Origin of the sequence: Microcystis aeruginosa LEGE 91341, from assembly GCF_015206885.1 — a bacterium.
GTDB classification, from domain to species: Bacteria; Cyanobacteriota; Cyanobacteriia; order Cyanobacteriales; family Microcystaceae; genus Microcystis; species Microcystis aeruginosa_H.
The window spans coordinates 1-18,817 of record NZ_JADEXY010000086.1 but is presented as its reverse complement, the minus strand read 5'-3'; the positions used below and the strand labels follow the sequence as shown (position 1 = coordinate 18,817).

16 protein-coding genes and 1 pseudogene are annotated in these 18,817 nt (G+C 43.5%); 10 read left to right on the top strand and 7 right to left on the bottom strand.

The window, feature by feature from the left end:
• The coding region (locus IQ234_RS21200) for a hypothetical protein (RefSeq protein ID WP_416209681.1) at positions 1 to 216 on the top strand (216 nt) is incomplete at its 5' end.
• A gap of 61 nt (positions 217 to 277) precedes the next feature.
• Positions 278 to 1,111, top strand: coding sequence for a photosystem II manganese-stabilizing polypeptide (locus IQ234_RS13755; RefSeq protein WP_002741980.1), 834 nt, complete (start codon positions 278 to 280; stop codon positions 1,109 to 1,111).
• Positions 1,112 to 1,870: 759 nt separating this feature from the next.
• Here IQ234_RS13755 and IQ234_RS13750 read toward each other — a convergent pair.
• Positions 1,871 to 2,974, bottom strand: coding sequence for a type I restriction endonuclease (locus IQ234_RS13750; RefSeq protein WP_193957506.1), 1,104 nt, complete (start codon positions 2,972 to 2,974; stop codon positions 1,871 to 1,873).
• Positions 2,975 to 3,172: 198 nt separating this feature from the next.
• Here IQ234_RS13750 and IQ234_RS13745 point away from each other — a divergent pair.
• A pseudogene (locus IQ234_RS13745) lies at positions 3,173 to 3,623 on the top strand (DUF29 domain-containing protein).
• A gap of 12 nt (positions 3,624 to 3,635) precedes the next feature.
• Entirely contained in the window at positions 3,636 to 4,385 is a 750-nt protein-coding gene (locus IQ234_RS13740; protein ID WP_193957505.1) for an amino acid ABC transporter ATP-binding protein, read from the top strand.
• An 18-nt stretch (positions 4,386 to 4,403) separates the two neighbouring features.
• On the opposite strand, the gene IQ234_RS13735 is transcribed toward IQ234_RS13740, so the two are convergent.
• The 4 genes from IQ234_RS13735 to IQ234_RS13720 all read right to left on the bottom strand — a co-directional run bounded on the left by IQ234_RS13735 (position 4,404) and on the right by IQ234_RS13720 (position 12,083).
• The gene (locus IQ234_RS13735; protein ID WP_193957504.1) at positions 4,404 to 5,969 is read right to left on the bottom strand and encodes a cation:proton antiporter; all 1,566 of its coding nucleotides are present in this window, start codon (positions 5,967 to 5,969) and stop codon (positions 4,404 to 4,406) included.
• A 174-nt stretch (positions 5,970 to 6,143) separates the two neighbouring features.
• Positions 6,144 to 9,443, bottom strand: coding sequence for an efflux RND transporter permease subunit (locus IQ234_RS13730; protein WP_193957503.1), 3,300 nt, complete (start codon positions 9,441 to 9,443; stop codon positions 6,144 to 6,146).
• Between the two features lie 6 nt (positions 9,444 to 9,449).
• Positions 9,450 to 10,649 (bottom strand): proton extrusion protein PcxA, encoded by a 1,200-nt coding sequence (locus tag IQ234_RS13725; protein ID WP_193957502.1) that lies wholly within the window; start codon positions 10,647 to 10,649, stop codon positions 9,450 to 9,452.
• Positions 10,650 to 10,949: 300 nt separating this feature from the next.
• Positions 10,950 to 12,083 carry a glycosyltransferase gene (locus IQ234_RS13720; RefSeq protein ID WP_193957501.1) on the bottom strand — a complete coding sequence of 378 codons (1,134 nt, stop codon included), beginning with the start codon at positions 12,081 to 12,083 and terminating at the stop codon, positions 10,950 to 10,952.
• Positions 12,084 to 12,375: 292 nt separating this feature from the next.
• Between IQ234_RS13720 and IQ234_RS13715 the strand changes: the two genes are divergently transcribed.
• The 3 genes from IQ234_RS13715 (at position 12,376) to nblS (ending at position 15,086) form a co-directional block, all read left to right on the top strand.
• Positions 12,376 to 12,555, top strand: coding sequence for a hypothetical protein (locus IQ234_RS13715; protein WP_002738058.1), 180 nt, complete (start codon positions 12,376 to 12,378; stop codon positions 12,553 to 12,555).
• Between the two features lie 76 nt (positions 12,556 to 12,631).
• On the top strand, positions 12,632 to 12,979 hold the full coding sequence (locus tag IQ234_RS13710) for a DUF4359 domain-containing protein (RefSeq protein ID WP_002737573.1): 348 nt from the start codon (positions 12,632 to 12,634) through the stop codon (positions 12,977 to 12,979).
• A 115-nt stretch (positions 12,980 to 13,094) separates the two neighbouring features.
• On the top strand, positions 13,095 to 15,086 hold the full coding sequence (nblS, locus tag IQ234_RS13705; protein WP_193957500.1) for a two-component system sensor histidine kinase NblS: 1,992 nt from the start codon (positions 13,095 to 13,097) through the stop codon (positions 15,084 to 15,086).
• Here the strand turns inward: nblS and IQ234_RS13700 are convergent.
• Together IQ234_RS13700 and IQ234_RS13695 are read right to left on the bottom strand one after the other, a co-directional pair.
• Positions 15,067 to 15,426 (bottom strand): hypothetical protein, encoded by a 360-nt coding sequence (locus tag IQ234_RS13700; RefSeq protein WP_193957499.1) that lies wholly within the window; start codon positions 15,424 to 15,426, stop codon positions 15,067 to 15,069. The genes nblS and IQ234_RS13700 overlap by 20 nt on opposite strands.
• A 213-nt stretch (positions 15,427 to 15,639) precedes the next feature.
• Positions 15,640 to 16,047 carry a hypothetical protein gene (locus IQ234_RS13695; RefSeq protein ID WP_193957498.1) on the bottom strand — a complete coding sequence of 136 codons (408 nt, stop codon included), beginning with the start codon at positions 16,045 to 16,047 and terminating at the stop codon, positions 15,640 to 15,642.
• Between the two features lie 44 nt (positions 16,048 to 16,091).
• On the opposite strand from IQ234_RS13695, the gene IQ234_RS13690 reads away from it, so the two are divergent.
• The 3 genes from IQ234_RS13690 (at position 16,092) to folE (ending at position 18,810) form a co-directional block, all read left to right on the top strand.
• Entirely contained in the window at positions 16,092 to 16,997 is a 906-nt protein-coding gene (locus IQ234_RS13690) for a hypothetical protein (RefSeq protein ID WP_193957497.1), read from the top strand.
• Positions 16,998 to 17,333: 336 nt separating this feature from the next.
• Entirely contained in the window at positions 17,334 to 18,062 is a 729-nt protein-coding gene (locus IQ234_RS13685; protein WP_193957496.1) for an SDR family oxidoreductase, read from the top strand.
• Between the two features lie 49 nt (positions 18,063 to 18,111).
• Positions 18,112 to 18,810 carry a GTP cyclohydrolase I FolE gene (gene folE / locus IQ234_RS13680; protein ID WP_002789335.1) on the top strand — a complete coding sequence of 233 codons (699 nt, stop codon included), beginning with the start codon at positions 18,112 to 18,114 and terminating at the stop codon, positions 18,808 to 18,810.
• The last annotated feature ends 7 nt before the right edge of the window (positions 18,811 to 18,817 follow it).

Sequence of the window (18,817 nt, the reverse complement as noted above, 5' to 3'; positions counted from 1 at the left end):
GGTGTGGGGTGTGGGGTGTGGGGAAAACAAAGCTGCCTTTTACCTTTTACCTTTTACCTTTTACCTTTTACCTTTTACCTTTTACCTTTTACCTTTTACCTTTTACCTTTTGCCTTTTGCCTTTTACCTATTGCCTATTGCCTTCTCCCATCTTCTCAATGGTCACGGATCTTTGATAAACTGAGTTTCGATGAATTGGCGCAACCGATTCGATAATTCATCAGGCTATGGATCAAGGGTAGTAATTGTAAAGATTGACAAAGAGAGGTTGACATAGATGAGATTTCGTGCCTTGTTAGTTGCCTTTTTAGCCTTGTGCTTAGGGGTGTTGACAGCTTGTAGCGACGCGCCTAATGCCGTCCTGAATAGAAACGAGCTAACCTATGATGAAATTTTAAACACGGGATTAGCTAACAAATGTCCGCAGATTTCTGAGTTCACCCGGGGTACTCTCCCCTTAGAACGCGGCGAAAGTTATGTAGTGACAGATTTATGCTTGGAACCCCAAGAATATTTTGTCAAGGGTGAACCCATTAATAAGCGGGAAGCAGCCACTTTTATCCCGGGTAAACTCTTAACCAGAGATACCACCAGTTTAGAACAGATGACAGCGACCTTAACCGTAGGCGAAGACGGTGTTTTAACCCTCAAGGAAGAAGACGGTATCGATTTCCAACCCATTACCGTACAATTACCCGGAGGTGAAAGAGTTCCCCTCTTCTTTACCATTAAAGGTTTCACCGGCAAAACCGAAGCCGGCTTTAACTCTATCAACAGTTCCACCGATTTTGAAGGCGACTTTAAAGTTCCCTCCTATCGTGGTGCTGGTTTCTTAGATCCCAAAGGTCGGGGTGTAGTGACGGGTTATGATAATGCTGTCGCTTTACCCGCTAGTGCTGATAGTCAAGATTTCCAGCGTGCTAACGTCAAAGCGACGGAACTAGGTAAAGGTACTATGTCTTTACAGGTGACTAAAGTTGACGCTTCTACTGGCGAGTTTGCTGGTGTTTTTGAAAGTGAACAGCCTTCCGACACCGATTTAGGCGCAAAAGATGCTGAAGAAGTGAAAATTCGCGGCATTTTCTACGGTCGTCTCGAAGCTCGTGCCTAATTAATTTTTGGCTAAATTCAGAATTTCTGGAAATTAAGGCGAATTTCTCCCTGGAGAAGTTCGCTTTTTTTCTAAGCTTTGACACACTTAAGTTAAGTAGTAGGTCGGTGTTAAAAATGATCAGTTCCCCCCTTATCAAGGGGGGATTAAGGGAGGATATATCTTCAATTTAATTATAACCAGCTACTTATACCACTTGTCTTTAGTTGTGATACTAAATCCAGTTATTAAAAACTGATTATTTATTCTCCGTTTTGCCTTTTGCATGAGTAGAAAACGGGTTTCTCCGAGAAACCCGTTTTCTGTGCGTTACTCAACGGATTTAGTATGACACTAAATCCGGCTATTAAATACGGCTCTACCGAATCTGTCATGCAAAACTATTAACAACTCATGCTTGTAAAGCTTGTACAGCAAGGCTTTGAGTTTTTGTTAGATTGATATTTATCAACTTTAGAGCATTGCTGGACAGAGAGGGAGCTTGGGGAATTTTCTACAGCGTAAGTTCGGAAGAACCTTAAATACTGATTATTTATTCCTCCTTTTGCCTCTCCTGATATGTAGCCTATACTCAACGGATTTAGTATAGCTCCCCAAGTTTTCAGCAGATGAATATAATTATATCGACTCCATTTTGAGGAGTTGTTTCAGGAATGTTAATAGATTTTGTAGTAATGGTATTTGTGTTGAAGTTTGCTCGCTAATCCACCGATCATTCGGAAATAGTTGCGGTCATTAAAGAGATAGGGGATAATTATTTTAGATACTTTCTGTTTTTTCTGACTTGCTTTTATAAGTATCTTGAGTTAGATAGCGGATACGAGATTTCAGAAATTCAGCGACTCCATAAATTTCATCAAGACTGTCTATATTCGTGGTTGCTTCTTTACCAGTTTCGACGTTATCGGGAATACTGATTGATTTCTTGCCAGTTTTTTCATGGAAGCGCAGACGACAGACTGTTTTGGTTACTTTTCCATCTAAGTTGATACCAAAATAACTTCTAGTGTCTTTGAATTGAATGCGTGCGGTATTAATTTCTTCCCGTAGAATTGATTTAATAATGTAAAATACTTCCAGTTTTTCGGGATTAATTCCAGCTTCCTCTGGTTTTTCTGGTGGAGGCTCTCGTACTACTGATGTATCAGCAGGATTTGGTTCGGGTTCTTTTCCTAAAACTTCCTTAATTTTTTCTTTGATGATATCATTGATATACTCTTTGAGAGAACGCTTAATAATTTCTGTGAATTTGTCGACAACCGATGCAGTTTTCACCCCAGAATACACATGACTAACAAAAAACTTAACAAATTCGGGGGAAGGATCATTTAATTGCTGGGCAATCACTTTTTTAATGCGAGCAGCCTCTTTTATTGCGTCAGGATCGAAGTTAGTAGATTTAGAAAATCGTTTTAATTCGTTAACAGAAGATTCGTCAAAGTCGAGGATGTTAAACTCAAAAAATGGCTTATCGTCCATGATATTATCCTTGACGATATCCGTATAAAACCGATAGATAATCCCATTAGTTAAAACTCCAAAGTTAGCTCTAGTTGCGATAAAATATCGATGCAGTTGGGAACTATGTTTAGGATGCTCAAGATTTTGATGACAGCTTTTACATTCCATCAAAATAATCGGTTGATTGTCCAAACAAATAGCATAATCTACTTTTTCCCCTTTTAATCCAGTTAAATCTGCACTATATTCGGGGTGAACTTCCATGGGATTGAATACATCGTAACCCCATGCTTGCAAAAAAGGCATAATAAAAGCTGTTTTGGTTGCCTGTTCGTTTTGGATTTGAGAACGAGAGGTTTCAACTTTTTGAGCAATTGCTTTGAGTTTATCGATTAAATCCATGATAGCCTCATTATCTAGGATGTGTGGGTTATCTTCTCAGCCTAACCATAATTTAACCTTTTTTTTACCTCATGGTCAAGCATTTTTTACTGTCATCATTATTAATTCAAAAATATTTACACTAATCAACTGCATCTTTTATGCTATCATTCCTAGATACGGGTTATTTTTAATAATGTCGCCATTTGATTAAAGACAATGCTTGCTTTAGAACAGCTTTATGAACGGGAGTATGATCGCTGGTTAAGCGAGACGATCGAGTTATTAAAAAATCGTCAGTTAGATCAGTTAGATTACGAACATTTAATCGAGGAGTTGGCAGCTTGGGGACGAAGGGAAAAAACTGCTGTTAAAAGTTTAAGTTTACAAATAATAATCCAGCTGTTACTCTATCCAATTTTGGACGACAGAAAGAGAAAGAAATAGTAATCATTGGGCGGCAGAGATGATCACTTTTCGAGTACAATTAGAAGATAATCTCACCACCGATTTAAGCAAATTTCTAGAACTAGAGTTAGAAAATATCTATGAAAACGCTCGCTTAATTGCCGAAAAAAAGACAGGATTAAAAAATTTACCGATAATTTGTCCCTACTCTCTGAGACAAATTCTTGAGAAACAGTGGTTTCCCGATACAGATAATCAATAAACTCTCAAAAATATGGACTCTCACAACAGTGAACCGATTATAATTGCCGAAGCGGTGGAAAAATGGTACGATAACCGCTTTCATGCTTTGCGGGGAGTGAATCTCACCGTTAATAAACAGGAAGTTGTCGTGATTATGGGGCCGTCCGGTTCGGGAAAATCCACCTTTATTCGCACTTTTAACGGGTTGGAATCCTATCAAAAAGGTCGCATTATTATTGACGGAATAACTGTTTCCCACAACCTGAAAAATATCGAGGCAATCCGTCAGGAAGTCGGGATGGTTTTTCAACAATTTAACCTCTTTCCCCATCTGACGGTATTAGATAATGTCACCCTTGGTCCCATCTGGGTGCGCGGTTGGAAAAAAGCGCAAGCGGAGGAAATAGCGAGAAAACTCCTCGAAAAAGTTGGTATTCTCGAACAAGCGCTTAAATATCCCCCCCAGTTATCGGGAGGACAACAGCAGCGGGTGGCAATCGTTCGCGCTTTAGCTATGCAGCCGAAGGTGATGTTATTCGATGAACCGACTTCAGCTTTAGACCCAGAAATGGTGCGAGAAGTCTTGGAAACGATGCAAAGTTTAGCCAAATCGGGGATGACCATGGTTTGTGTCACCCACGAGGTAGGATTCGCGCGAGAAGTGGCCGATCGAGTGGTATTTATGGATCAGGGTTTAATTTTGGAAATTGCTCCCCCAGCAGAATTTTTTAATCATCCCCAATCCGATCGAACTCAGCAATTTTTAGCAAAAATTCTTTGATTTTCCATGACTTAATCATTAAACCATCTCTTTTTCTTCTTCTACCTCCACTAAAAGGGGAACGAGATTTTCATTTAAACGACCGGCTCGAATTAATTCTGCATAGGTATTAGCTTCGATATCGAGTAAAGTATCTTGAAATTGTTCGGCCACCACGTCTTTTAATTGTGGGTGTTCCTGTAGTAATTTTTGCAACTGATCCCCCAGGGACTTTAATTGTCCTTCCACCAGAGTTTTTTTATAGCGATAAAATTCGGGATCGATATCGGGAAAACGTTCTGGTTGTTGCAGATAATTAGACACCCTAGTTAAAGCAATTTGACGAGCAATTAGGGCCGAATATTCGGTGCGAATCCGTTGATCACCAATAAGATTGAGGAAATTTAACAGCCATTGTATAGATAATCCTTGCACCAATAAAGTAAATAAAACCACTCCAAAAACCACGTCAATAATTTCTTGACGGTAGGGGATAGACGTGGGAACACTTAACGCTAGGGCGATCGAAACTGAACCGCGCAATCCTCCCCACCATAACACCGTTCTTTCCTTGAAACTGATCCTATTACCCGTAATTAGGTTACTAATTCCCCCTAGTCCAAAAATTGAGAACAGACGGGAAACCACCATAGCAGCGATCGCTATTAAAATCCCCGTTAAGTGACTACCAAGACTCTCAAAACGGGTTTGATCGCCGATCAGTAAAAAGATGATGGAATTGACAAAAAAGGCGATAAATTCCCAAAATTCGCTAACTACCAAGCGCGTGCGGGGACTCATACCAATGCGCGAACCGAGATTACCGAGAATAATCCCGACAATTACCACCCCAATCACACCGGATCCGCCTAATTTTTCCGTGACGAGATAGGTTCCGTATGCAGAAACTAGAGTCAGAGACTGTTCCACAAAAGGCAGATCAAAGCGTTGGGTAAGGTAGGAAATGCCGAAACCGATCACGCAGCCCACACCGATGCCAATCCCCACAAAGGTGCAGAAACGAGCGATCGTCACGGGAATTGAGAAGGTATCGACTCCCAAGGGAATCCCCACCAAGAGGACGAAAGCGACCACAGCGACCCCATCATTAAAGAGACTTTCTCCTTCCATCAGGATCGTCAGTTTTTTACTGGCCCCCAATTCTTTAAATAGGGCAATTACAGAGACGGGATCGGTGGCAGCTAGGGCAGCACCTAACAGAAAAGCGATCGATAGGGGTAAATTAGCAAAGATATGTAGGGGATAGGCAACTCCCAAAACGGAGATAATCACCCCGATAACGGCAAAAAGGACGATAGTAACCCAATATTCCTTTAATTTAGCCCAGGGAATATTCCAAGCGGCTTCAAAAAGGAGGGGAGGCAGAAAAATTTCCAGAATTAATTCCGGGGAAAGATTAACCAAACGCAAATCTAAAAAAGCTAAACCCATACCGACAATAACTAACAGCAGGGTGTAGGGAATTTTGCGGAGGAAGGCAACGGTTCTCGATAAAGTGGCGACACTCAAGGAAATAGTCAAAACCAGCAGGAATTGCTCTAAATTATGAGAGATCGCTTCGTTAGCAGTAGATTCTAGACTCATTATTTTTAGTTATCAGAGATGGGTGTGGGAATTATGAATTATGAATTATGAATTATGAATTGGGGAGCGGGAATTAGGAAGTGGGGAAGTGGGGAAGTGGGGGAATTTCAACTAATACCCCAAAACCCTAAAACCCCAAAACCCCAAAACCCCAAAACCCCAAAATCTAACACCCTAGTCATTCCCAGACTGAGGAGAGATTTTCAAAGAGGAAATAGCCCCTTCTTCAACAGATTTTTTTTCCTCCCTTTGCTCATCGAGAGAAGGAGTTTTCTTGCCGCCAGAACCGCCACTTTTCGGGGGTTTCGAGGAGAGGAATCGGGCCTCGAACTGTTTGATCAGCACATACAAAACCGGGACGAGAAATAAACTCAACACCGTGGAAATCAGATAACCGCCTAGGATTGCAGTTCCCAGGGACCAACGACTCATCGCTCCGGCACCGGAAGCGATAACCAAGGGCAAGAAACCGACTAAACCGGAAATAGCCGTCATCAGAATCGGTCTTAAGCGTTCCGTCGAGGCCCGGGCTGCCGCATCGGGAATACTTAAACCCAAAGTACGGGACTGGTTAGCGAATTCCACGATTAAAATCGCATTTTTTGCCGCTAAACCGATTAACATGACCAAAGCCACCTGAGCATAAATATTATTATTCACCGTCGGGAAGAGACTACCCACTTGTAGTAAATTCGCCCGCAACAGTAGGGCCCCCATGGCACCCAGGATCGCTAGGGGAACGGTAATCATGATGATAATCGGGTCAATGTAGCTTTCGTACTGGGCCGCAAGGACAAGGAAAACCACAATAAAGGCTAATCCGAAGATTACTGGGGCAGCCCCGGCGGAAGTTTTTTCTTGGAAAGCTGTACCCGTCCAAGCGTAACCGAAACCGGGCTGCAGGACTTTCCGACAGACATCTTCCATCACTGCGATCGCCTGTCCCGTACTAAAACCGGGAGCGGGATTACCCTGAACGTTAATCGAGGGATAGAGGTTAAAGTTAGTGATAATCGGTGGATAGGTGAAGCGTTTGACGCTAACTAAACCGGATAGGGGAATATTGGCCCCGGTACGGGAACGGACGTAAAGACGGTTAATATCTTCGGGATTAGAACGATAATCCGCTTCTGCTTGGGCAAAGACTCGATACAAGCGATCGCCTAGTACGAATTGGTTGACGAAGTTGGAACCGAGATAGGTTTGCAGGGTACCGAAAACGGACTGCATATCGACGTTTTGGGCCTGTAGCTGGTTGCGATTGATGGAAAGTTCCAGCATCGGCGTGTCGGTGGTAAATTGGGTGAAAATTCCCGATAATTCCGGTCTTGTTCGGGCTTCGGCCATGACGTTATTAGCGTTGGCAATCAAAGCATCCATAGGGAAAGAAGCGCGGTTTTGGATAAATAACTCGAAACCGCCGGTAGAACTTAATCCATCCACAGGGGGCGCATTAACGGCGAAAGCGCGAGCATCTCGGACTTTAGTGGCTAATTCTCGGTTAATTTTCCTGAGAATGCCAAAAACTGACTTATCTTCCCCGGGTCGTTCCGACCATTCTTTTAACTTGACAAAAAATAGCCCTTGGTTGCTGCCACTTCCAGCAAAACTAAAGCCCGCCATACCGACAAAGTGTTCCACTTCTTCGATACCGGCGAGAATTTCTTCGTTAATCTGACGGATAACTCGGTCGGTGTAGCGCAGGGAAACCCCGGGGGGTGCTTGCACCAAAACGAAGGCATAACCTTGGTCTTCTTCGGGGATAAAACCCTGGGGAGTGGTGTTGTAACTCCAAGCTGTGAGAAAGAGGGCGGCGATAAAGAAGGGCAAGACTAGAAACCGAACTCGGATCAGAAATTCGATCAAGCGTCGATAACCTTCTTTAACTGCGTTGAAACCCCGATTAAAGCCCTCGAAAAACAGTCCCAAGGGTCCGCGGGTGGCTTGGGGCGGTTTCATGATAATCGCCGACATGGTGGGGGAAAAACTGAGGGCGTTAAAGGTGGAGATCAGAATTGAAGCGGAGATGATGACGGCAAATTGTCGATAAACGATCCCCACCGTACCGGGGAAGAAGGTGACGGGAATAAAAACCGCAAATAGTACAAGAGAACTGGCAATGACCGCCGAGGTTAACTCACCCATGGCATCGAGGGAAGCTTGAAATGGCCGCATTCCCTGTCGTAATTTTTCCGATACCGCCTCTACAACCACGATCCCGTCGTCCACCACTAACCCGGTGGCTAGAATGACGGCAAACAAGGAGAGGTTATTGAGAGAATAGCCTAAAGCGAGGGCGACGGCCATGGTTCCGATCAAAGATACGGGAATAGCGATCGCCGGAATGATCGTGGTGCGCCAATCCTGAAGGAAGATAAAAATGACTAGAATAACCAGTAAAATCGCCTCCACCAGAGTGCCAAGGGCTTCTTCGAGGGAGGCGGCGACAAAGGCGGTATTATCGAGGGTAATGGCGATATTTAACCCCGGGGGGAAACTCGGTTCTAGTTCCGCCATTTTCTCTTTTACCAGTTTGGCAGTATTCCAAGCGTTGGAACCGGGCAACTGATAGACGATATAGACGACGGCGGGGGATTTGTCGAAATAGGCGGCGGTACTGTAGTTTTCGGCTCCGATTTCTGCCCGTCCCACGTCTTTAATGCGGATTAAATCACCATTTTCCCCGACTTTGACGACAATATTTTCTGCTTCCTCCCCGGTGGCAACCCTACCAACGGCGCGAATGGCGATCTGGAATTGCTGATCTTCGGGACTGGGATCACCGCCAATTGTCCCCGCACCCACCTGAATATTCTGTTCTCGGATTGCCTGTACTACTTCGTTTGCCGATACCCCCCTAGCGGCTAAAGCATCGGGATTAAGCCAAAAACGCAGGGCGTATTCCCTCTCCCCGATGATCGTTGTACTACCAACCCCCTCGATCCGGCGAATCTCGGCATCGATGACCCGATCAACAAAGTTACTTAAAAAGACCGTATCGTAGGGATAATTGCCCTTTTCGTCTGGTTTGGCGGAAATCCCGTAGGCAAGGGTAACGCTGGGGGATTGGGTATTGGTGGTCACCCCCTGCCGGTTCACTTCTTCCGGTAAACTAGCGGCGGCGGTACTGACGCGGTTTTGTACCAAGACTTGGGCAATGTTCCGATCCATTTCCACCGGGAAAAAGACATTCACCGTACTCTGTCCAGTGTTGGTACTCTGGGACTGCATATAAACAATCTGTTCTGTCCCGTTAATCTGGCGATCGAGTACCGTGGTAACGTTATCCTGTACGGTTTTGGCATCGGTTCCCAAATAGTTGGCATTTACCGCTACCTGAATAAATGCCAACTGGGGCAGTTTTTCTAGGGGTAAAAAGGGAATAGCGATCGCCCCGATCAAAACGATTAAAATCGAGCAAACTGTGGTCAGAACGGGTCTTTTAATGAAAGTATCGGCAATACTGAGGATCATAGGGCGTTACTGGTTCATTTTTTCTAGGATAGTTGCGGCGGTGGGAGATTTACGAGTCAGATAATTAAATATTAATAGTTTAAAGATTGTATCTAGGATAACGGGAACAGTGGCCACAAACAAGCTAATAAATGTAATATTCTCGCGCCAACCAAAGTGCCGGAACAAAGTTTCTAAGATTACCGTCCAACCCTCCGCCGAGTGAAACCCGACAAATATATCGGTAAAGAGGATAAAAATAAAGGCTTTGGTGATATCATTTAAGCTGAGAAAATAACGACTAACATAAGCCCGCGTAATCGCCAATTGTTGACGACCAAAAATTAAGATCGCAATAAAGGCTATTAATCCAGTAATATCGGAGAGTAAGTTTTTCCAACCATCTTGACTTTCATAACCCGCTTCTCTGAATAATTCTTGCACCTGTTCCCGAAAGGTTTCTTCTGATTCTTGCCCTACTTTTGCTACTCCTAAAACGTGCTTAATTTCTTCAATTTCCTGAAGTCTAGCAAATTCCGTGAGATATTTTTCGCCAATTTCCTGAGAAATATAAACTTCTGATATTTTCGCTCTATCCACACCCAAATAGTTTAAAACAGGGCTAAAAATAAAGTTTCTACTAATAACCTGTACCGAGAGAGGAACTAAAATAATAATCAGGATAAAACGAATAGCGATGCGCTGCTGCTGTCGCAGGGTACGGAGTTGTTTGATGACAGTTTGTTCGTATTCGGGGGTTAATTCTTGCTGGAAGTTAAAAAATTTATTACTGGTTGCAGGAGAAGTTATCTGGTTATCTTTATCCCTGGGGTTATCACTGGTGAGATTGGTATTAGGCAGATTTGGGGTTTGATTATTCGGTAATGGGGGCAGCAATTCCCCTAAATCTAGGCGATATTTACCGATAATATCCTCGATCGCTTTTAAAGTCTCTAGGATGTTATTATTTTCTGGGTTAGTTTGCGGGTTAAGAAAATTACCCAGACGCACTTGAGTTAAATCGAGACGTATCTGGAACAATTCTCGCTCTAGGGTACTTTGAAAGTAATCATAAACACTTTTTCCTCCCACGGCAGCCGGGGAAATTTTTTGTCCCCCAAAATGTTGATCTTCGATTGCTTTAATTTTCAGCGCTCTCTGATAAGCTGATTCTAGGGCTCCTAAAGAGCGTCTTTCTACCCATTGATTAACTCGATTCCAAGGCACGGCTATAATCCTCGCTTTTCTGTTATCACAATCACCACGGTAAGCTATCAGCGTTGGCTAGATATCTACTTTCGAGAAATATCCATAATATTACATTTTGAGCGCAGGTGATACACCCCTACCATTGGCGAAATACACCGTTTCTCATCAAAATATTGTAGGGGCGAATTGCATTCCCCCTCTTTTACAGCGTTTCTCATCAAAATATTGTATAATCTAATTGGTTATTGACGACCGATGACTGACTCCCTAAAACGAAAACTTCCTAGCTCACCCTTAGGATAACTGATCTAATTAAACTTAGCAATAACTTTTAGACATTGAATGCTCCTCAACAAATAAACTATAGTTACTTTGAAAGATTTCAGGGGTAAATCTATTAGCCTGTTGCCGACAACTTTCTGGAGCAATTCTATCACCCTGATCCACAAAATATTTAACTGCTTCTACCAAAGATTGGGGATTTTGTTCCCCAAAAAGTAATCCTGTCCCCTGGGGAGAATTTTCCCGCAGATCCCGCACGGTTTCTAAAGCACCTCCGGCAGCAAATGCAATCACAGGAGTACCACAAGCTTGCGCTTCTACTAAAGCAATACCAAAATCCTCACAAGCAGCATAAATAAACGCTTTTGCTTTCGACATATATTCTGCTACCATTCGATCAGAAACCGCCCCTAAAATCTGAATATTATCCCTCGCTAACTGACGAATTAAAGCCATCTGTGGACCATCTCCAATAACCACTAGGGGTAATCCCAATTGATTAAATGCTTCCACAATTAAAGGGACTTTTTTATAACTAACCAAACGAGAGACGACTAAATAAAAATCTTCTTTTTTCTCTTGGTAGGGAAAACGCTCGATTTGTACGGGAGGATAAATAACCTTTGCCTCCCGTCGATAACAGCGCCAAATTCGTCTAGCGGTGTGGTGGGAATTAGCCAGAAAATAGTCCACACGATTAGCAGAAATCACATCCCACTGACGCAAACCATGCAAGAGATAACGGGTGAAAATACCGGGTAATCCCTGTCCTAACTTACTATTAGCCAGATAGTCAAAAGTTAAATCCCAAGCATAACGCATCGGAGTGTGACAATAACAAATGTGCACCTGATCCGGTCGTATTAAAACCCCTTTAGCCACACAATGGGAGGAGGATAAAATTACATCATAATCCTCTAAATTTAACTGCTCGATCGCCAGGGGAAGAAAAGGTAAGTATTTTTGTACGCCATTTCTCGCTTTCGGGAAATTTTGCAGAAAAGTTGTCCCGATCGAGCGACCATAGAGATAACTATCGGGATTAGTGGACTCAAAATCGATCAAAGCGTATAAATCCGCCTCTAGACATTGTAAAATCTCCCTAACCACTAATTCCGATCCCCCCGTCGCTTTTGGGGTTAACCACTCGTGAACCAGAGCGTACTTCATAGGATAATCAATAATCTCAGCCGTAATTATAGCAGTAAGGGATCGGCAGTTTAAAAGTCGCTTTCTGGCTTTCTCTTCGCCAAAATTACCGACGCATATCCGATCACGGTAAAAAACACTAGGAAGAAATTATTAAATTTTTCAAGAAAAATTGCAAAGTTTAGTAAAAATTACTAGCAAGATCAGATTATCGGTTTTACAATGGGGATCAAGGAAAAAATAGACTTAAACCGATTGGGATCAAGAAAAACTAGCTTTATATACAAAAGATAACTAATTAATGAGGTTTGCTATGATCACCCTGCAACAAGTGCGCTGTCCTAATTGTGGAAATTTTGCCGAAAGACAGCATATTTTAGAACACCATCTCGTTAGTACCGCCTGTTCTCACTGTGATTATCTGTTAGTTAGTTGCAGTCTCACGGGAAATGTACTAGAGTGCTATGCACCCGGTATTGGTTTAAGAAATTAACACTGCCCCCTAGCCAGATCGAAAATGTCTTGTCAAAATTAGAGTGGAGAAGACAAAATCAAGGAGCTAAGTAGCTATGGGGGGTAATTTCTTCAAGGGAGCGATCGCCCTGGGGGTAATAGCGGGGATTATGGGATTTACCAATCCCCCCCAAGAACTTTACAGCGAATACGCCGCCGAAAAACTCCTCGCTCATGCCGACAAAATCGCTTGCGAGAAAATCAGTCTCTGTGACTCGATCGATTCTTTGCCGGTGGCAGCCAGAAATGTGATCAAAAATCAAATCTTAAAACCAGCGATCGAAACCTCTAGTCAACGGCAAAATCTAGGTGTGTTCAGTATCTACACCACAGAAGTACCGGGGGTAGCTAAAATTAGAACTATTGGTGCTTTTGGGCATTTCTTAACTTTCTCGGAGACTTAGGCTTTGATGAGTGCCGGTTTAACCGCTACCAGCTTAATAATGAGTTAAGATGATCATGTTAACCCGCGATTTGAGCGATAGAGTCGTCAAGAATACAGATTAATGCTGCCTAACCGTGTCTAATTTTCTGCCTAGTCTCCGAGAAGCGATCGCCCGTTGGTGGTCCGAATTCACCCTCCAAACTAAATTAATGGCTGCGGCTACTTTAGCCGTTTCTTTGTTGATGAGTGGTTTAACCTTTTGGGCGGTTAACACGATCCAGCAGGATGTCCGTCTCAATGATACCCGTTTTGGCAGGGATTTAGGGCTGTTATTAGCCGCGAATGTCTCCCCCCTCATTGCTGAGGACAATTTAACCGATTTAGCCCGTTTTTCAGCCCGTTTTTACAGTAGTACCTCCAGTGTTCGTTATTTGATCTACGCTAACGAGGAGGGCGAAATATTTTTCGGTATTCCCTATTCTACCGCCGAAGTTAAGAACTCCCTGACGATCGAGCGTCGCATTCAATTACCGGAAAATTATGGCGAAAATGGGGAAACTCCCCTCATCCGTCAGCATAAAACCCCCGACGGTGAAGTAACCGATGTCTTTGTTCCCTTAAATCATGAAGGCAAATATTTGGGAGTATTGGCGATCGGGATCAATCCTAACGCTATTGTGGTGGCTTCTTCTAATCTAACCCGTGATGTTACTATTGCCGTTTTTGTCTCGATTTGGGCTATGGTGATTCTCGGGGCAGTTTTTAATGCTTTAACTATCACCAAACCGATCAAGGAGTTATTAGTCGGGGTAAAAAATATTGCAGCGGGAAATTTTAAGCAGCGCGTTGATTTACCTCTGGGAGGAGAGTTAGGGGAATTAATTCTCAGTTTTAATGAAATGGCGGAAAAATTGGAGCGATACGAGGAACAAAATATCGAAGAAATGACCGCCGAAAAAGCCAAACTAGATACGTTAATGTCCACTATCGCTGATGGAGCAATTCTTTTAGATACTAACTTTCAATTATTATTAATTAATCCAGCAGCTCGGGAAATATTTGGCTGGGAAGATCAGGAAATTATCGGTCAAAATGTTCTACATCTTTTTCCTTCGGAGTTAACGGTTAAACTAACTAAACCTCTCTATCAAATTGCGGCAGGAGAAACCCTCCAACCAGAAGAATCCGCTAATCAAAATCAGAAAAATGCTGTTATTGATCAGGAAAATAATAACTATGCGCCAGCGGAATTTAGATTATCTTTAACTCACCCGAAACCCTGCACAATTCGCATTCTGTTAACTCAGGTATTCGATCAGTATCGGGAGAATGTCCGGGGAATTGCTATGACGCTACAGGATATCACCAGAGAAACAGAATTAAATGAGGCAAAAAGTCAATTTATTAGCAATGTTTCCCATGAGTTAAGAACCCCTTTATTTAACATCAAATCTTTTATTGAAACCCTGACAGAATTTGGTGAGGATCTCAGCGATACAGAAAAAAGAGAGTTTTTAGAAACCGCCAATCATGAAACCGATCGCTTAACTCGTTTAGTTAATGATGTTCTCGATCTTTCTAGGTTAGAATCCTCGCGTAACTATAATTTAGATGCGCTCGATATCGGACAATTAATCGAACAAACCCTGAGATCATATCAACTCAATGCTAGGGATAAAGGACTAGAATTAAGCTCGGAAATTGAAGCCAATTTACTACCAATTTTAGGCCATTATGATCTACTTTTACAGGTATTAACTAATCTAGTCGGTAACTCCCTAAAATTTACTCCTGCTGGCGGTAAAGTGGTGATTCGTGCCTATAAAATAAGCAGAGATAATCCCCAAGAAACTGTCAAAATTCGCGTGGAAGTATCCGATACTGGTATTGGCATTGATGCCGAGGATCAAAGTGCCATATTTGATCGCTTCTATCGGGTAGAAAATCGCGTTCATACCCTAGAAGGGACGGGATTAGGATTATCGATTGTCAAAAATATTATTGAAAAACACTATAGTCAAATTCATTTGATCAGTGAAGTGGGAATTGGCACAACTTTCTGGTTTGATCTAGATCTATATCAAGGCTCGATCGCCAGCAAAAAAATTAACGACGTGAGTTTATAAAAGCCAAAGCAATACTGCCCAAAATCAGAGTTAATAATAGCAATAATCCCTTATTCCTGAGACACCAATTTTTCAACACCCTAGGGAGAGGGAGAGGAGGAATTTTTTCGGCTATTATTTGGCTATTTTTGTATAAAGTGCAGCTAGTAGCGTAGGGACGTTCGGGAAAATTACAGCTATCATCGCCATGATACAGACAAGTTTCACACAAAAACTCGCCGGTGACAGCTTGATGCACAGTCATGCCGGGATGACCATAGGCCTTTAAAATATTAGAACAGTAGGGACATTGTAAGGCTTGACTATCGACCTTGTGCTGACAACGAGGACAGGTAATCATGATCGCTTTTCCCTTTCAGGATTGTCATTGCTGATAATCCTAGACTATAAGTAGTTGAGTGTTAAAAACTGTCAGACACCCCCCTTATTAAGGGTAGATACCCCCGCCTATCGGCACCCCCCTTATCAAGGGGAGCAGGGGGGATCGAACCCAAAATCTATCTTCAATTTAATTATAACCAGCTACTTAGCAAAATCCCCGGGCTTTTTCCGGTTATCTCACTAAATAGCTGCGCCATTGTGAGGCGACTTCTTCGAGTAAACGCCAAGTTTTCCCCTCGATCTGTCTTTGTAAATAAAGATCAAAATTGTTGTGTTGTTTGGTATCTTTTTGATGGGGCAATTGTAGAGTTAGATCGTAATCTCCCTGCAAGTGATAAGCGGGCAAATTGCCCACATAAATCGGTTCCAGACTGGTGACATTAATTTTAGCAATTTTTACCGGCGGCTGATCGATCTGTAAAGATTGACTAAGGCGATCGGATGTGTGACGAAATTGTAATAAAAGGGCTTTGGCGACGATTTCTCCGTCCGGGGCAAATTCTTGCGGGGGAGTGACACTACCACAAGCAGTCATAAAGACAAGGAAAATACTGGTTAAAAAACTGAGAAAACGGCGCATAGAATGATATTTTTAAAAAGAATGGCAGCGAGTTAAGAAAGATTATGACTCAACCAAATGAGCGAGAGAATTTCAGCCAAGCAGAAACGGTGATCCGACTACAAGAGGCGATCGAGCAGTTAAATTCGATCGTTTCCCAACTTAACACGGGAACGGGGATAGTGTTACCCCCAAAAGTTGCTGTTGATAATCTTCTTAACTCAACGCAACAGTTAGCCGCTGCTTTAAAACCAGACGAATTCGCAGAAGTTGAGCAAAGTTTAACCCCAGATTTTCCCATCGAAGCAGCGGAGGGAATTGACGATATTTTACCAGATTTCGAGCAGGTGGAAGGGTGGTGGACGGCGATTTTAAACAAAATTCGCCGACTTTTACCTGGGGGAATTAGCGAAAAAATTCCCGATTGGTTAATCACCGGCTTGTTAACAGGAAGTTTAGTCACTATCCTCTTAGTAGCCGTGATCAGTTTACCGAAAAATCCAGCGGAAATTGCCGAAAATATGCCTGAAGTTGTCTCTAGTCCTTCACCGGCAGCTGGGGAAATTATCGAAACTCCCCCAGAATTAACCGCACCAGAGGCACCGATTCCCGTCCCGATTACTAAAGCAAAACCGCGATTAACTCCCGAACAAAGTTTAGTCGCAGCTATTCAAGAGGAAATTACCGATTTAACTACTCGTTATCCCGCTGGGATTATTTCTACCGTAGAAGCGGACTTTTTGGCTAGTCGTCTAGTAGTTATTTTGGGCGATAATTGGTATAGTCTCGAGGCATCACAACAGGATAAATTGGCTAATTCGGTTTTTCAACGTTGCCAAAATCTCGATTTTCGGCGCTTGGAAATGAAGGATAACGAAGGAATTCTCCTCGCTAGAAGTCCCGTTGTCGGCGATCGAGTGGTGATTGTCAATCGCACTCAACCCAGCGCCGCCATCTCCTCCGGTGAGTAGTTTTCAGCGCAGGAGGGGGAAGTTTCAAGGCAGCCTCAAGAATTCTCGCCAACCAGTCTGCTTTTTCCCCTCGCTGGTTAGATATCTGAATATACACAAAGATTAGTGATCCCTGACTTAACGGTGCTATAATTAGCTAGGTAAAATTTTGTAACGATTTTTAATCTTGAACCTACCCGATAGTCAATGCTTCCCCCCACCCCAGGTGGACGCGGCAATTTTGGTGCGAGAAAAATTGCTCCGATCCAACCCAACTCCCTTAATCTTTTCTAGGGTTCCCCTAACCGCCAAAATTTTGCCCTAACTACCCGGAATTAAGAGATTTCAGACTATACCATGAACTCTGTTATTCGTCAACAGCGAGCGCTGATCACCGGAGCCAGTAGCGGCATCGGCAAAGAAACCGCCCTCGCTTTCGCCAAGGCGGGAATTAATCTGGTTTTAATCGGTCGCAATCAGCAAAAATTGGCAGCCGTGGTGGGAATGGCGGCAGATTTAGGCGTATCAGCCCAAGCTTACCCCTTAGATTTGGCAGATATCCCGGAAGTAGCCCCTAGTATCGCTAAAATCGCCCAAGAATCTGGACCGATCGATATCCTGATCAATAATGCTGGCATGGGTTACACAAATCCCTTAGCTGACACACCTTTGTCAGACTGGCAGCGGGTGATCGACCTGAATTTAACCAGTGTTTACCAGTGTGTGCAGGGGATTTTACCCGCCATGCGTCAACAGGGAGGAGGCACGATTATTAACGTTTCCTCGATCGCCGCCGATAATTTTTTCCCTGATTGGGGGGCCTATAGTGTCAGCAAAGCTGCATTAGTGGCATTTTCTCGCATTTTAGCGATCGAGGAGCGGGCCAACGCCATTCGCGTCACGATTATCACCCCCGGTGCTGTCAATACTCCCATCTGGGACAGCGATAGCGTCAAAGCAGATTTCGATCGCTCGGCCATGTTAACCCCGGATATCATCGCTCAGGCCATTCTACAAGCGGTGTTACTGCCCAAACAGGCCGTAGTAGAAACGATGACCATTATGCCCAGTGCGGGGGCATTATAACCCGAAATACTTCTATTTATTGATCAATTCGCCTACAGGCATCCTCATTATGACCATAGCTTCTTCTAACGGTTTAAACAGTAATCTAACCGACGCTATCCAAGCACGCGTGACCACTCGCCCCGATCGCAACACCCACAATGGCAAAACCGCTCAAATTCATCCAACTTCCGACGAAAACAAAGAACAGATGATGGATGCGGTCAGAAATATCCTGATCTCGGTGGGGGAAGATCCCGAAAGAGAAGGTTTATTAAAAACCCCCAAACGGGTGGCCGAAGCGATGCAGTTTCTCACCCAAGGCTATCAACAATCCCTAGAAACCCTCGTTAATGGTGCGATCTTCGATGAAGGTCATAATGAGATGGTATTAGTGCGCGATATTGACTTCTTTAGTCTCTGTGAACATCATATGTTACCCTTCATGGGGCGGGCCCACGTTGCCTATATTCCTAACCAAAAGGTGGTTGGATTAAGTAAATTGGCTCGCATTGTGGAAATGTATTCCCGTCGTTTACAGGTTCAAGAGCGTCTCACCCGTCAGATTGCCGAAGCGATTCAAGAAATTCTCGACCCCCAAGGGGTTGCGGTAGTCATGGAAGCAACCCATATGTGCATGGTGATGCGCGGGGTGCAGAAACCGGGATCCTGGACTGTCACCAGCGCCATGTTAGGAGTCTTCCAAGACGAGCAGAAAACCCGCGAGGAGTATCTTAACCTGATCCGTCATAAACCCAATTTCTTCTAGTCAGGGA